This window comes from Lentibacillus salinarum (genome assembly GCF_042679865.1).
GTDB classification, from domain to species: Bacteria; Bacillota; Bacilli; order Bacillales; family Amphibacillaceae; genus Lentibacillus; species Lentibacillus salinarum.
In genome coordinates this window covers 1-799 of record NZ_JBHTNH010000037.1, presented here as the reverse complement: position 1 = coordinate 799, position 799 = coordinate 1, and the positions used below count along the sequence as shown (strand labels likewise).

Sequence of the window (799 nt, the reverse complement as noted above, 5' to 3'; positions counted from 1 at the left end):
GCTTCTTCGCTATTTAGTGTTTAGTCTAAAACCTCATATAGGTGTCAACACTAGGTAAAAACCTATTAAATTACCTGGGAGTTGACCGTTATGAATGATTTCCAAGAAAAATATAATGTATTTGAATCTGCTTTAGAAATACCCGAACCTTGGTATGTCTTTCACCATGAATTAGCTAAAGAAGAAAAAACGTTGCACATTTACATTGAGTACAGAAAAGGCGCTGAATTTTCATGCCCTAATTGCGAGGCACCAGGCTGTAAAGTTCATGATACCCAAGACCAGGATCGTACATGGAGACACCTCGATTTCTGGCAATATAAAACAACACTCCATGCAAGAATGCCGAGGGTTAAATGCGAATCATGCGGAAAAATACGTACGGTAATCATTGATTGGGCGCGACCTGGTGCCGGATTTTCCACGCTATTTGAACATCATGTATTGTCGTTGATGGTGGAAATGCCGGTTCTTGCAGTTGCTCGTAAAGTTGGTGAACACGATACCCGCCTTTGGCGAGTATTTAAATACTATGTTGATAAAGAAGTTGAAAAAATCGATGTGTCCAACTTAAAAAGTGTGGCCATGGATGAAACTTCCCGCAGTAAAGGACATAAGTACGTCACGTTATTTGTTGATACGGACACCAGAAAGGTTATTTTTGTCACGGAAGGTAAAGGATCCGACGTACTGCAGGAATTCTGTCTATTCCTTGACAGTAAAGGTGTTTCGCGTTCTCAAATCAAAGATTTCTGTAGCGATATGTCTCCTGCATTCATTTCAGGTATTGAAGAGAACT

At 40.2% G+C, this 799-nt stretch carries 1 protein-coding gene; it reads left to right on the top strand.

Translation table 11 applies throughout. The features are described from left to right. Window positions 1-90: 90 nt before the first annotated feature. Window positions 91-799 (top strand): helix-turn-helix domain-containing protein (locus ACFQ4A_RS16385; RefSeq protein WP_382402496.1); only part of this gene is annotated, 709 nt, incomplete at its 3' end.